The organism is Haloarcula salina (genome assembly GCF_010119195.1).
Classification (GTDB): domain Archaea; phylum Halobacteriota; class Halobacteria; order Halobacteriales; family Haloarculaceae; genus Haloarcula; species Haloarcula salina.
In genome coordinates this window covers 538919-552411 of sequence record NZ_WRXL01000001.1, presented here as the reverse complement: position 1 = coordinate 552411, position 13493 = coordinate 538919, and the positions used below count along the sequence as shown (strand labels likewise).

Here is a 13493-nt window from a genome sequence, read left to right as displayed (position 1 = left end):
CTGGCAACTGATTACCCCAGTCGACACGTAATAGTATCGTTCGAGTTACCTTCTCGCTCTCGGCCTCTGTCTGCCGGTTTCGACCATTGTAGGCGTGGAACGGCGAGGATCGAGGTGTTTGCGCTGGGATCGCGACCGGCCCGCTGACCGCTCAGAACAGGCGCTCGAGCAGGCCTCGGTGGCGGTGTTTCTCGCCGAGGACCACGGTGCACTCCACGTCGTCGACGACGTCGAGGACGATGGAACCGCCGACGAGCCGTCGCAGGAGTCCCTCCTCGGTCGCGCCCACGAACAGGAGCGTCGCGTCCTCGGCGGCCGACTCGATGGCCGTCTCCACGTCGCCCGTCTCGATGCGGAGCGTCGCGTCGGCGAGCCCGTGCTCGTCGGCCCACGCTTCGAGGAACGCCTCGGCGTCGTCGCGCTCGCCCTCGTCCGCGACGTTGAGCAGGGTCACCTCGGAGTCGTACTCGGCCTGGAGCAGCTTCGCGATGGAGGCCGTGAGATCCGAGTCCGGGCCGCCGGCGGTCGGCAGGAGGATGCGCGAGGGGTCGAACCCGCGGTCGCGCATGACGAGGAAGTCACACGGAACCGCCTCGGTCAGTTCGTCCATCGCCGACTCGGCCCGCCCGGGCGAGCCGTGGGAGTCCGGGCCCCAGCCCATCACGACGAGGTCCGCGTCGTGGGACTTGGCCGCGTCGAAGATGGCCTCGAAGGACTTGTGGGAGATGATGGTTCTCGTCTCCACGTCGACGCCGAACGTCTTCGCGTCTTCCTTCGCGCTCGCCAGCAGGCGCTCCGAGGTCTCGTCGATCTCGTCGGCGCGCTCGGCCGCGCCCGCGAGCGCGGTCTGGTCGGGAACGGAGACGATGTGGGTCGCGACGACCGTTCCGCCGCGCTGTTTGGCGACCGCGCTGGCCAGCGTGATGAGATCCGTCTCGTGCTCGGGGTTCGCGAGGGGGACCATCACGCGGTAGTTCCCGCCGTCCGGCTGGACGCCGGTCGCGGCGTTGACCGCCGCGTCGGGCATCTCGTCGGACCGCGAGAGGATGAACTGCGAGAGGATCCCCTCCTTCGTGGCCCGCGAGCGTGCATAGACGAAGTACCACAGGACGGCCCCCACGACCAGGGCCCCACTCAGACCGATAGCCACCGGCGGGAGGAACACGATGAGGCCCAGCGACGTTAGCGTCCCCAGAATCGGGACCACTGGGTACAGCGGCACGGTGTAGTCCGGGTCGTACTCGGCGGGTTCGCCCTCGCGCATCACGATGAGTCCGACGTTCAACAGCCCGTATATTATCAGATGAAGCACGCTCCCCATCGAGGCCAGCGTCTCGACGGTCCCCGCGGCGATGAACAGCAGGATGAGCCCGCCCGTCACCGCGATCGAGCGGTACGGGGTCGCAAAGCGCGGATGAATCTCGTTGAGGGACTCGCTGACGATGCCGTCTCGTCCCATCGCGAAGTTGATTCGCGAGGAGGCGAGAATCGAGGCGTTCGCCGAGGAGGCCGTCGCCAGCAGGCCGCCGAGCAACATTGCGATGGCCCCCACTGGCCCGAGCAGTATCCGGGCGACTTCGACGACGGCGATCTGTTCGGTCGGCAGTCCGTTGATGAACCCCGGTTCGACGGCGGCTGCCATCGTCAGCAAAACCAGCGCGTAAATCGCCGTCACCAGCAGCACGCTCCCGATGACCGCTCGCGGGAGATTGACGCCGGGGTTCTGTATCTCCTCGGCGACGCTCGTGATCTGGACGAAGCCGAGATAGGAGACGAAGATGATGCCGGTGACTGCCATCGTATCGCTAAACCCGGCCGTCGGCGGGAGATTCGACGGATCGGCTTGCAGGCCGCCGTAGATGGTGAACACGGCCAGGATTCCGACGAGGATGACGACGATGACGTTCTGGAGCCGCCCGGTCTCTTTCGCGCCGATGTAGTTGACCGCGATGAACAGCGCGGCCCCGCCGAGCGCGATGAGCTTCACCGGGTCGAGCGAGATCGGCCCGACACCGACGGCGGTCGAGAGCCCGAAGATCTGCTGGATGTACTGGCCGAAGCCGACCATGTAGAACGCTGAGGCGAAGGCCAGTCCGAGCCAGTTCGCCCAGCCGGCGATGGAGCCGAACATGGGGCCGAGCGCGTGGTTGACGTAGTAGTAGGCCCCGCCGGACTTGGGCATGGCCGTCCCGAGTTCGCTGGCCGAGAACGCCGTCAGGAGCGCGATCGCCCCGCCGACCGTGAACGCCACGATGGCGAACGACCCGGCCTGGCTGATGGCCGTCCGCGGCAGGACGAAGATGCCGGCCCCGATCATCGTCCCGACGCCGATGGTCAGCGCCGCGAGCGGGCCGATGTCCTTCGCGAGTTCGCCGTCACTCATCGGTGTCCGGTGGGTCTGTGTCGGTCTCGTCGTCGGGCAGTACCACGACGGGTCGGTCCGTGTCGGTCACGAGGTGCAGCGCCACGTCGCCGGTGATGAGCTGCACGAACCGGTTCCCGCCGCGCGGCGTGACGACGATGGCCGAACTGTTCCGTTCGGCGGCGGCGTCGAAGATCGTCTCGGCCACGTCGGAGCCGTACAGCACGTCGGTCTCCACGTCGCCAAGCACGGCCCGAGCGGCTTCGAACATCTCCTCGGCCGCCTGTTCGCGCTGTTCGACGCCCGCCTTGTCGGGCGCGCCGTCGGCCTTCTCGACGACGTGGACGACGGTCACCGTCCCGTAGTCGTGGCCGGTGAGGGCTCGCGCGGAGGTGCGCGCGTCTTCCTCGCTCGCGACCGGGAGCAGGACGTTCTCCAGGAGGTCACTCATCGTCTCCCCCCGTGGCGACGAGACCAGTCGGCGTCGGTCGTGAGAGCAGCGAGGCTGTCCGCAGCATATCAGGTACCCAGTTCTGCATACGTATTAACTCCCGCCATCGTCACCGGAGTCACCCGACGGCCGGCGGCCCGACCGACTCAGTCCTGCCAGTCCGGGTTCGCCCGGGGCGGGCTGAACACGTCGATGCCGCTGACCGGTTCCTCGCCGTCGTTCCGGGCCTCGTGGGGCTCGCCGCCCGGGATGACGTAGGAGTCGCCCGGACCGATGACGTACTCCTCGCCGTCGACGTGGAAGGTGAACGTCCCCTTCGCGACGTACCCCACCTGCTCGTGGTGGTGACTGTGCTCGGGAACTGCGGCCCCGGGCTCGATGTGGAACTGCTGGACGCTCATGCGCTCGCCGACGGCCAGCTGTGTCAGGTGGACTCCCTCGACCGCTTCGACGGTCTCGCAGGCCGCCTGTGGGACTTCTTCCATGGCCGGACCTGTCTCGGCCGCCGCACCTAAGCCTTCGTCCCCCGGCATCGGTCGTCGGTGGATTCACTACGCGTGCGGCCCGAGCGGGTAGCATGTACGCGGTGGTCGGCTGTAGCGAGTGCAGCGCGCTGTGGGTCACGGAGGGGCGGCCCGAGACGACCCAGTGCCCGCGCTGTGGGACGCGCCGGAAGCACGCGAAGCGCCGGAAGTTCGTCGAGACGGACGACGAGGCCCACGCCCGCGAGGTCAGGGCCTCGATGCTCGCGAACCGGCAGGGCCAGGGCGACGCCTTCGCCGAACTGGACTCCTACGCGGAGATGGAGGGCCAGCTAGACGACGCGGGCGTCGACGACGAGACCTACCTCGAAGCCTCGGGGGTCGACGCCGACGCCGTGTCCGCGGCCGCCGAGCGCGCCGAACGGGGTGCCACGAGCGGGTCGAGTCGGAAGGAAACGGTACTGGCGGCGGTGCGCGACCTCGACGAGCCGACCGAGTCGGCCGTCGTCGCCTACGCCGAGGAGCGCGGCGTTCCGGCGTCCTACACCGAGCGCGCCCTGGCGAAACTCGTCCGGGCCGGCGACCTCTCAGAGAACCGGGGCCAGTACCGACGCCTATGATGGCTTTCGCCGCCGCAGCCGAGACAGATTTATTCGCTCCGAGGTCGACTTCCCGCCGATGACAGACCAGGGTTCGCGGCTCCGGGCGCTGGACACCGCCCTACTCGGCGTCGTCGTCGTGCTCTTCCTCTTCGGGCCGTTCGAGGTGGCCGGCCTTCCCCTGCTCCCGTTCGCGGCCTTCGCGCTCTCGGGGACCAACGCCGCGCTCGCGACCCACCGACCGGACCCGCGCTACTGGTGGCGTCACGTGGGATTCGCCGGCGTCTGGGGGCTGTTCGGGCTTGTCGTCCTGCTGAACCTCGACAGGCGGCTGTACGCGGTGGCCGCCGTCTACGGGCTGGCGTGCTTCGCGATGTCGATCCGCGCGGCGCGGTCGGGCGAGAACGGCGCGGCGTAGTCGGCGTCGCGGCCCGCGCTCACCGACCGAGTTCGGCGTGTGCCGAGGAGAGGTGCCGCGAGGACAGCGCCGCGAGCAGTGAGAGTTCGCCGGCCAGCGCCGCGGCGGCGATGACCTCCGCGAGCGCGTCGGCGTTGCTCCCGGCGGGGTCGCCGCCACCGGCGTACCCCAGTACGTCGAGCGCTTCGGCCTGCGTGGGGAGCTTCGTCCCGCCGCCCACGGTCCCGACTTCGAGCGAGGCGATGGTGACGGAGGCGTACAGTCCGTCCTCGCGGGCGTCGACGGTCGTGATGGCGTTGCTCCCCTCGACGACCTGCGCGATGTCTTGACCGAGCGCGAGGAAGGCGGCGGCGACGACGTTCGCGGCGTGGGCGTTGAAGCCGAGTGCGCCCGCCTTCGCCGAGCCGACGAGGTTCTTGCGGGTGTTGGCCTCGACGATGGCCTCGGTGGTCGTGTCCAGCCGTTCCTCGACCTGCTCGTGGGGGACGAGCACGTCGGCCGCGACGGTGCGGCCCCGGCCCTCGACGGCGTTGATGGCGGCGGGCTTCTTGTCCGAGCAGAGGTTGCCCGACAGCGCGACGAGGTCGGCGGGCGTCTCGGCCTCCACGACCTCGCAGGCGGCCTCCGTGGCGATGGTGGCCATGTTCATCCCCATCGCGTCCTTGGTGTCGTAGTCGAAGCGCAGGAAGACGTTGTCGCCGACGACGTACGGCGTCACGTCCTGTAGCTCGCCGTGGCTCGTCGTGGATTCGGCGGCCTCGGCGAGGTCGTCGACGTGTTCGCGCACCCAGGCCGACACCTCGCCGGCGGCGGCCACGTCCTCGACCTTGAACACCGGCGCGCGGGTCATCCCCGACTTGAGGACCCGAGCGGTCGCGCCGCCGGCGTTCCGGATGGTCGAGACGCCGCGGTTGACCGAGGCCAGCAGCGCGCCCTCGGTGGTCGCGAGCGGCAGGTGGTGCTCGCCCGAGGCGGCCCCGCCGTCGACGGGCAGGGGGCCGACGACGCCCATCGGGACCTGCGCAGCGCCGATCATGTTCTCGACGTTGCTCTCGGCGTCGGCGGCGTCGAAGGCGTAGTCGCCGACCGCCCCGAGGTCGGTTCCGGTCTCCTCGGCGAGCAGGTGTCTCCGGGCCGCGGCGGCGGTGTCGGCGTCGGCGTGGTCCTCCAGTTCGTAGAGCCGCAGGTCGCCCTCGCGGACCCGCTGTGCGAGGTCGGCGGCGTCAGCGTCGGTCATACAGGGCCGGTAGCGGGCCGCCCCCCTAACAGTTGCTCTTGCGCTCCGTCTCAGTCATCGGCCGCCGGCGTTCCGGCCGGTCCGCTCTCCGTGCGCCCGCTCTCCCCCGTGACCGTCACGTAGAACATGATGAGCATGGACGCGATGAGACAGCCGCCCCAGAGGAACCCGGTCGGCAGGAGGAGCGTCAGCCCCGCGCCCTCGCCCAGCCAGACGATGCCGGGGACTCCCCACTGGCCGGCGACGTACAGCCCAGTGACGGCCGTCCTGAGGGTGCCCGTCACGTCGAGCGCCGGAACGGCGAAGCCCATCACGATGGCCAGAATCGACAGGACTCCCAGGTGCGCGTGCCCGCCGGTCATCCACCCAGGGACCGAACTCCCGCCCGACAGGAGAACGAACTGGTACATGCCCACGGTCATCATCACCGCCAGTCCGAGGAAGCCGGAGGCTTTGAGTATGCGTGTCATACACAAACATATTTAGATTATTCAACAATAACGTTTGCTCCGCCGCGGACCTCGGGCGATCGGGGTCGGTTCCCCGGAACTGTCGGTTGTCAAACCGTACCATGTACGAACAATGTACTCGATACCGACTCCGATATTCTCCACGGGGCACCATTGAAGATAAAATCTTTTCAACATCCTAGTCCGAAGGCTAGTGTACTCACAGGTGGATACATCGTGCCCGAAATGGAAATGGCAGCGTTCGAAACGGACCTGAGTCTCTTCAAGTACGACAACCTCGAACAGCTTCCCCCCGAATACCGGGAACTGGAGGAAAACGAGCGAACGGAGCGCATCGAGTCGGCGCTCGACGAACTCGGCGACGACGTGGTCATCCTCGGCCACAACTACCAGCGCCGGGAGATCGTCGAGCACGCCGACTTCATCGGGGACTCCTACCAGCTCTCGAAGGAGGCCGCCGAGTCCGACGCCGAGTACGTCGTCTTCGGCGGCGTGACGTTCATGGCCGAGTCCGCCGATATCATCACCGACGACGACCAGAGCGTCATCCTCCCGTCGATGGAGGCGTCCTGCCCGATGGCCGGCATGGCCGAGGCGCTCCAGGTCGACGCGGCGTGGGCGGAACTCACCGCCGCGACCGACGAGGAGATCATCCCCATCACGTACATGAACAGCTACGCCGACCTGAAGGCCTTCTGCGCCGAGCAGGGCGGCCTCGTCTGCACCTCCTCGAACGCCCACAAGGCGTTCGAGTACGCCTTCGAGAAGGGCGACAAGGTCCTGTTCCTGCCCGACAAGCACCTCGGCGAGAACACGGCCCACCGGCTCGGCATGGCCGACGAGACCGTCGAGTGGGACCCCTGGGACGCCGAGGGGACCGACGCCGAGGCCGCCGTCGAGAACGACGTGATCCTCTGGGAGGGCTACTGCCAGGTCCACGAGCGGTTCCGGACCGACCACGTCGAGCAGGTCCGCGCCGATCACCCCGAGGCGAACGTCATCGTCCATCCCGAGTGCCGCCGCGAGGTCGTCGAGGCCGCCGACAGGGCCGGCTCGACCGCCGACATCTGCCAGACCGTCGCGAACGCGGAGCCCGGCGACACGTGGGCCATCGGCACCGAGATCCACCTCACGCACCACCTCCAGCGGTGGCATCCCGAGGTGAACGTCCTGCCGCTCTGTGGCGACGCCTGCATGGACTGCAACGCGATGCGCCAGATCGACCCGAACTACCTCGCGTGGGTCCTCGAAGAACTGGTCGCGGGCCGCGAGCGCAACGTCATCGAGGTCGCGCCCGAGGAGAAGGACCTCGCACGGGTCGCGCTCGACCGGATGCTGGAGATCTGACCATGACGGACGACGCTCTCACGGCGGACGTGCTGGTCGTCGGCTCCGGCATCGCCGGGCTGGCGGCCGCGCTGGCCGCCGCGCGCGCCGGCGACGAGGTGACGCTCGCCACGAAGGCCACGCGGCCCGAGGGGGCCTCCTCGTGGTGGGCGCAGGGCGGCATCGCCGTCTCCCGCGACGACCCCGAGCAGTTCAAGCGCGACATCGTCGCCGCCTCCGACGGGACCGCCGACCCCGACGCCGTCGGCGTGCTCGTCGAGAACGCCAACGAGGCCGTCGAGGACGTGCTACTGGAGACGCTCGACGTCGAATTTGATCAGAACGGCTCCGGTCATGATTTCACCCGCGAGGCGGCCCACAGCGAGGACCGCATCCTCCACGTGGACGCATCGACGGGCAAGCACGTCCACGTCCCGTTCCTGAACTACCTCGACGGCCGCGAGGACGTGGAGATTCGCGACGACACCGCCGCCCTCGAACTGATCCGCCACGAGGGCCGCGTCCACGGCGCGATGCTCGAATCCGACGGGGCCGTCGAACCGTGCTTCGCCGGCAGCGTCGTGCTGGCGACGGGCGGCATCGGCGACCTCTACCCGCGGACGACGAACCCCGAGAACACGACCGGCGACGGCGTCGCGATGGCCGCGCTGGCCGGGGCCGAGGTCGAGGACATGGAGTACGTGCAGTTCCACCCGACGGCGTGTGTAACGGAGGACGGCGGCGACGTTGCCTTCCTCGTCAGCGAGGCCGTCCGCGGCGAGGGGGGCCTGCTCCGCAACGGTGAGGGCGAGCGGTTCATGCCCGACTACCACGCGGACGCCGAACTCGCGCCCCGCGACGTGGTCGCCCGCGCCGTCAAAAGCGAACGCGAGGCCACCGGCGAGGTCACGCTGGACGTCTCGCCGCTCGATTTCGCCGCGGAGTTCCCGGACCTCGCCCAGCGTTGCGAGGAGCACGACGTCGACTGGACCGAGGGCATCCCGGTCGCCCCCGCCGAGCACTTCCTCTGTGGCGGCGTCAGCGTCGACGACCGCGGGCGGACGACGCTCGACCGCCTCTACGCCGTCGGCGAGTGCGCGCGAACGGGCGTCCACGGCGCGAACCGCCTCGCCAGCACGTCCTTACTGGAAGGGCTGGTCTGGGGGCTGCGCGCCGGCGCGGACGCCGCCGGCAACGACCCCGACCCCATCGAAGCCCCGGACCTGCTGGAGCGCGACCCGGACCTGCCGGACCGCTTCGCCAGCGACAAGTTCCACCGGCTGACCCGGGTGATGGACGAGTACGTCGGCGTGGAGCGCGACCCCGACGACCTCCGGCGCGCGATGGCCGTGCTCCGCCGGCTCAAGGGCGAGGTCGACGCCTACGTGCGCACGCGGACCAGCCGGTCGCTGTACGAACTCCGCAACGCGAGCGTCACGGCCCTGCTGGTCGCACGCCACGCCGCCGAGAACGACGAGAGCGTCGGTACGCACAACCTCGTCTCCGACGAGCGCGACGAGCGCCGGGAGCAGATGGCGGACTGATGCTCACCGACGCCGACGTGGAGCGATGGCTCCGCGAGGACGTGGGCCACCACGACGTGACCAACGACGTGCCCGGCGAGACGACGGGGCGGCTGGTCGCCAAAGAATCCGGCGTCGTCGCCGGCCTCGACGCGGCCACGGCCGTCTTCGAGTATCTCGACTGCGCCGTCGAGACGCCGGTCGACGCCGGGGACCGCATCGACGCCGGCGGCGTCGTCCTCCGCGTCGAGGGGGCGGCGAAAGCAGTGCTCCGGGGCGAGCGCGTCGCCGTGAACGTCACCGGCCACGCCTCCGGCGTCGCAACGAAGACCCGCGCCGCCGTCGACGCCGCGGCGTCGGCCGACACCGGGTCACCGCCGCGAATCGCCGGCACGCGAAAGACCACGCCCGGCCTGCGCGGCGTCGAGAAGCGCGCGGTGGCCGCCGGGGGCGGCGACACCCACCGCCTCGACCTCTCGCACATGGTGATGGTCAAGGACAACCACGTCGCGGAGATGGGACTGGTCGACGCTGTCGAGCACTTCCGCGAGCGGGCCTCGTTCGCCACGAAGATCGACGTGGAAGTCGAAACTCCGGTAGACGCGCCGCGGGCCGCCGCGGCCGGTGCTGACATCGTCCTGCTCGACAACATGACGCCCGCCGAGACCGAGCGGGCCGTCGACCTCGTGGCGGCGGCCGACGCCGACGCGCTCACCGAGGCAAGCGGCGGCATCACCGTCGCGGACGTGCCGGCCTACGCCGAGACCGGCGTCGACGTGCTCTCGATGGGGTCGCTGACCCACTCCGCGCCGACGCTCGATCTCTCCTTCCGAACGGGCTGAGCCGCGGTCAGTCCGGCCGACTCGTCGAGGATTCGGTTCCGAGTTCGGGCGGGCGTTCGAGCTGCTTGATGCCGCTCCGGTCCTGGATCTGGAACCGGTACAGCGCCGTCGCCTCCGATTCGGCCGCCCGTTCGAACAGGTCGGGCTTCCAGTCGGTGTCAATCCGCTCTTCGATCGCCGCGCGTTCGCCGTCGGGAACTCGCTCGACCGTGCCCGTCAGCAGGACGCTGCGCCAGTTGAACGTCGTTTCGATGTCGTAGACGAGAAACCCCGCGACGTCCGCCTGATCGCTTACCGTCACCTTCTGGCTGTCGGCACCGAGCACGTACACGAAGTAGAGCGCGGACTCGCCGTCGTACCAGAAACTGAGCGGGCGCAGTAGCGGCACGGAGCCGGTCGGGAGGCCGAGCACGCCGACGCTCTTCCGTTCGAGGGTCCGTTCGATGTCCTCGCCGTCCATCTGGAGCATCCCGTAGTCGTCCAGTTCGTCAACTGTCATGTCGGCACTTGTCTGGTAGCGATGATAAAGCCACAGGGCGGTCTCGACGGGCTCGCCACGCGGGACCTCTTGCCGACGGTCCGCCTCAGTCCAGCCGACGGGCCAGCATCACCTCGTCGACCAGTTCCCCTCGGATCTCGTAGTGGTCAGCGCGGACGGCCTCGACCGTCCAGTCGGCCTCCGTCAGGAACTCGACGGCGCGCTCGTTCGTGGCCGGCAGGCTGTTGTACACCTTCCGACAGCCGCGGCTGGCGGCCCACTCGACCCCCCGTGCGAGGAGGTGGCTCCCGATACCGTGGCGGCGGTAGGTTTCCATCACGCCCAGGCTGAGTTCGGCCGTCGACGCGAGTTCCTCGACCTCCGACATCGCGACGTGGACCCAGCCGACCACGTCGTCCCTGACCGTCGCGACGAACACCACGCGACAGCGCGTCGGACACCAGCGGACCAGCGTGTCCTCGTAGGCCAACTGCTCGGCGACGCCGCCGGCGACGACGTACGACTCCCCGCTCGTCACTTCCCGAATCGTCCCCACGACGCCCGAGAGGTCCGCCGGCCGGGACGGCCGGATCTCGTAGCGGACGCCGGCCTCGTAGTGCTCGGCCGCCTCCCCGTGGTGGAGCGCGACCGTGAGCCTCCCGTCGTCCGTCGTCTCGACCAGGTCGTCGCGCTTGAGTATCGAAACCTGGTGCTGGAAGCGCTCCGGGTCGATGCCGAGGGTCTCGGCCACGTCGGCCGGCGCGACCGGGCCGTTCCGCTCCACGAAGCGGTACACGTCGGAGCGGTCGTCGTCGAGATCGAGATCAGTGGGCGACGCCATCCCTACGGACCTGTGACGGCCGTACCCACTTGAAAACACTCGGAATTTACACATGATTGCTCAGGCCGATAATCGAACCACCGCCGTCGCCGCCGAACGACGCGTGACTCTTTAGGCCCGCCGCGACGGAGCACCGGCGATGCCAGACGCGATCCGCCGCTGTCCGGACCACGGCTTCTTCGAGGGCGCGGCGTGTCCGACCTGCGACGCGCCCGGCGCGCACGTCCTCGAGGGCGAGCGCCGGCGACGGCTCTCGAAGTTCGTCTCCGGCGCGCTCAGGCACTTCCCCGACGACGCGGGCATCGAACTCGATTCGTCGGGCTGGACCCCCTTCCCGGCGCTCGCAGACGCCGTCGCGCGACGGTATGACTGGGCCGACGCCGACGCGCTCGCGGGCGTCGTCGCCACCGACCCGAAGGGGCGCTTCGAGCGGACCGGCGGAGAGACGGCGGACTGGGTCGCAGAGACGGCGGACCCGAGCGGGGAAACAGCGGACCCGGCTGCGGCGACGACAGACGACCGGATCCGCGCCGCGTACGGCCACTCCGTCGACGTGTCCCTCGGCGCGACGGCCGCCCCGGTCCCCGAGACGCTGTATCACGGGACCGCGCCGCGGAACGTCGCGTCCATCCGCGACGGCGGCCTCGAACCGATGTCGCGTCAGACGGTCCACCTCTCCGGGTCGGTCGACGAGGCCGAGGCGGTCGGCCGCCGCCACGCCGACGACCCGGTGGTGTTCGCCGTCGACGCCGCGGCGATGGGGGCGGACGGTCTCCGCGTCGCCAAGCGTGGGACCGGGACGTACACGACCGACGGCGTGCCGCCGCGGTATCTCGACCTGCTCGACGACGCGTGAAGTCGCTGTCGTCGCCCGACGCTACTCTAAGAGCGGCGTGCCGGTCATCGCCGCCGGCTGCTCGATGCCCGCGAGCGCGAGCAGCGTCGGCGCGAGGTCGGCGAGCGTTCCGCCGTCGCGGGCCGTTCGTCCGGCCGCCGTGCCGTCGGGCGAGAGGTAGACGAACGGCACGGGATTGGTCGTGTGGGCCGTGTGGGGGTCGTCTTCGGTCCCCATGTCGTCGGCGTTGCCGTGGTCGGCGCAGAGCAGCACGTGTCCGCCGGCGGTCTGAATCGCGTCCACGAGACGGCCGAGTTGCGCGTCCACGGCCTCGACGGCGGTCACGGCCGCGTCGAAGTCGCCGGTGTGGCCCACCATGTCCGGGTTCGCGTAGTTCAGCACCAGCGCGTCGGGGTCCTCGTCCTCGACGAACGCGATGGCTGTGTCGGTCAGCTCCGGCGCGCTCATCTCCGGCTGGAGGTCGTAGGTCGCCACGTCGGGACTGTCGACGATCTCGCGGCTCTCGCCCTCGAAGGCCACCTCGCGACCGCCGTTGAGGAAGTACGTCACGTGGGGGTACTTCTCCGTCTCGGCCATGCGGAGCTGGGTACGGCCGGCGTCGGCGAGCACCTCGCCCAGCACGTCCTCGGGCTGGTTCGGCGGGAACGCGACCGGGAGGTCGAACGTCTCGTCGTACTCGGTCATCGTCACGAGGCGGGTGTCCGGCGGCTCGGTGTCGGCTCCCCAGTCGTCCAGCCGGATGTCGCCGAGCATCCGGGTGAGCTGTCGGGCGCGGTCCGAGCGGAAGTTGAAGAAGATCACCGCGTCGCCGTCCGCGAGGCCGTCGTGGTCGCCGACCGTGGTCGGTTCGACGAACTCGTCGGTGGTGTCGCGGGCGTAGGACTCCGTGGCGGCCGCGACGGCGTCGTCGGCGTGGTGATCGCCCTCGCGGTGGACGATGGCGTCGTAGGTCCGGCGCGTGCGCTCCCAGTTCTGGTCGCGGTCCATCGCGTAGTAGCGCCCGCAGACGGTGGCGACGTGGCCCGTGCCGTGTTCCTCGGCGTGGGCCTCGAGGTCGGCGAGGTAGTCCTCGCCGCCGGTCGGCGAGGTGTCTCGACCGTCGGTGAAGGCGTGGGAGACGGCGTCGGTCCCGCGCTCGCCGGCGAGTTCGATGAGCGCGTGGAGATGGTCCTGGTAGGAGTGGACGCCGCCGTCGGAGACCAGCCCCATGAAGTGGACGCGGCCGCCGTGGTCCTCCGCGTACTCGAAGGCCGACAGGACCGTCTCGTTCTCGAAGAAGGGGGGGTCCCGGGCGTCGTCGTCGGCCGGTGATTCGCCGCGCGAGCGGGCGATGCTGTCGCTGACGCGCGCGGAGTCCTGCTTGACGACGCGGCCGGCCCCGATGTTGAGGTGGCCGACTTCGGAGTTGCCCATCTGGCCCTCCGGGAGGCCGACCCGGCGGCCGTGGGTCTCCAGCGTCGAGTGCGCGCCCGCGTCCCAGTACCGGTCGAAGTTCGGCGTGTCGGCGGCGGCGACCGCGTCCCGGACGCCCTCATCCGGGTTCAGTCCCCAGCCGTCGAGAATGATGAGCCCGACTTCCATGTCCGACGAGTGACGCGAGCGGCCTAA

The 13493-nt window shown here is 69.7% G+C and carries 14 protein-coding genes; 6 read left to right on the top strand and 8 right to left on the bottom strand.

Annotated features, from left to right (window positions below):
- Positions 1 to 151: 151 nt before the first annotated feature.
- The 3 genes from GM656_RS02900 to GM656_RS02890 form a co-directional block, all read right to left on the bottom strand.
- Complete coding sequence (locus tag GM656_RS02900) at positions 152 to 2383, bottom strand: amino acid permease (protein WP_162412146.1); 2232 nt, start codon at positions 2381 to 2383, stop codon at positions 152 to 154.
- Positions 2376 to 2813, bottom strand: a complete 438-nt coding sequence (locus GM656_RS02895) for a universal stress protein (protein WP_162412145.1) — start codon at positions 2811 to 2813, stop codon at positions 2376 to 2378. The genes GM656_RS02900 and GM656_RS02895 overlap by 8 nt, the downstream gene beginning before the upstream one ends.
- Positions 2814 to 2959: 146 nt before the next feature.
- A complete protein-coding gene (locus tag GM656_RS02890) occupies positions 2960 to 3298 on the bottom strand; it encodes a cupin domain-containing protein (RefSeq protein WP_162412144.1) in 339 nt (112 codons plus the stop codon).
- A gap of 92 nt (positions 3299 to 3390) precedes the next feature.
- Here GM656_RS02890 and GM656_RS02885 point away from each other — a divergent pair, with 92 nt between their 5' ends.
- Both GM656_RS02885 and GM656_RS02880 read left to right on the top strand, forming a co-directional pair.
- Positions 3391 to 3915, top strand: coding sequence for a DUF5817 domain-containing protein (locus GM656_RS02885; protein ID WP_162412143.1), 525 nt, complete (start codon positions 3391 to 3393; stop codon positions 3913 to 3915).
- 58 nt (positions 3916 to 3973) lie between these two features.
- Positions 3974 to 4312, top strand: coding sequence for a hypothetical protein (locus GM656_RS02880; RefSeq protein ID WP_162412142.1), 339 nt, complete (start codon positions 3974 to 3976; stop codon positions 4310 to 4312).
- A 19-nt stretch (positions 4313 to 4331) separates the two neighbouring features.
- Here the strand turns inward: GM656_RS02880 and hmgA are convergent, their stop codons facing one another.
- Positions 4332 to 5549, bottom strand: a complete 1218-nt coding sequence (gene hmgA, locus GM656_RS02875; RefSeq protein WP_162412141.1) for a hydroxymethylglutaryl-CoA reductase (NADPH) — start codon at positions 5547 to 5549, stop codon at positions 4332 to 4334.
- Between the two features lie 50 nt (positions 5550 to 5599).
- Entirely contained in the window at positions 5600 to 6019 is a 420-nt protein-coding gene (locus tag GM656_RS02870) for a hypothetical protein (RefSeq protein WP_162412140.1), read from the bottom strand.
- A 225-nt stretch (positions 6020 to 6244) separates the two neighbouring features.
- Here GM656_RS02870 and nadA point away from each other — a divergent pair, with 225 nt between their 5' ends.
- The 3 genes from nadA to nadC are packed head-to-tail and all read left to right on the top strand — an operon-like array spanning position 6245 to position 9710.
- Positions 6245 to 7366 carry a quinolinate synthase NadA gene (nadA, locus tag GM656_RS02865; RefSeq protein WP_174242936.1) on the top strand — a complete coding sequence of 374 codons (1122 nt, stop codon included), beginning with the start codon at positions 6245 to 6247 and terminating at the stop codon, positions 7364 to 7366.
- Positions 7367 to 7368: 2 nt separating this feature from the next.
- Positions 7369 to 8889: an L-aspartate oxidase gene (locus tag GM656_RS02860; protein WP_162412138.1), complete on the top strand. Its 1521-nt coding sequence runs from the start codon at positions 7369 to 7371 to the stop codon at positions 8887 to 8889.
- Positions 8889 to 9710 carry a carboxylating nicotinate-nucleotide diphosphorylase gene (gene nadC, locus GM656_RS02855; protein WP_162412137.1) on the top strand — a complete coding sequence of 274 codons (822 nt, stop codon included), beginning with the start codon at positions 8889 to 8891 and terminating at the stop codon, positions 9708 to 9710. The genes GM656_RS02860 and nadC overlap by 1 nt, the downstream gene beginning before the upstream one ends.
- Positions 9711 to 9717: 7 nt before the next feature.
- Here nadC and GM656_RS02850 read toward each other — a convergent pair whose 3' ends face one another.
- Both GM656_RS02850 and GM656_RS02845 read right to left on the bottom strand, forming a co-directional pair.
- A complete protein-coding gene (locus GM656_RS02850) occupies positions 9718 to 10209 on the bottom strand; it encodes a pyridoxamine 5'-phosphate oxidase family protein (RefSeq protein WP_162412136.1) in 492 nt (163 codons plus the stop codon).
- Positions 10210 to 10294: 85 nt separating this feature from the next.
- Positions 10295 to 11029, bottom strand: coding sequence for a bifunctional helix-turn-helix transcriptional regulator/GNAT family N-acetyltransferase (locus tag GM656_RS02845; protein WP_162412135.1), 735 nt, complete (start codon positions 11027 to 11029; stop codon positions 10295 to 10297).
- 139 nt (positions 11030 to 11168) lie between these two features.
- Between GM656_RS02845 and GM656_RS02840 the strand changes: the two genes are divergently transcribed.
- Entirely contained in the window at positions 11169 to 11885 is a 717-nt protein-coding gene (locus GM656_RS02840; RefSeq protein ID WP_162412134.1) for an RNA 2'-phosphotransferase, read from the top strand.
- Positions 11886 to 11906: 21 nt separating this feature from the next.
- Here the strand turns inward: GM656_RS02840 and gpmI are convergent, their stop codons facing one another.
- Positions 11907 to 13466, bottom strand: a complete 1560-nt coding sequence (gene gpmI, locus GM656_RS02835) for a 2,3-bisphosphoglycerate-independent phosphoglycerate mutase (protein ID WP_162412133.1) — start codon at positions 13464 to 13466, stop codon at positions 11907 to 11909.
- Positions 13467 to 13493: the final 27 nt, after the last annotated feature.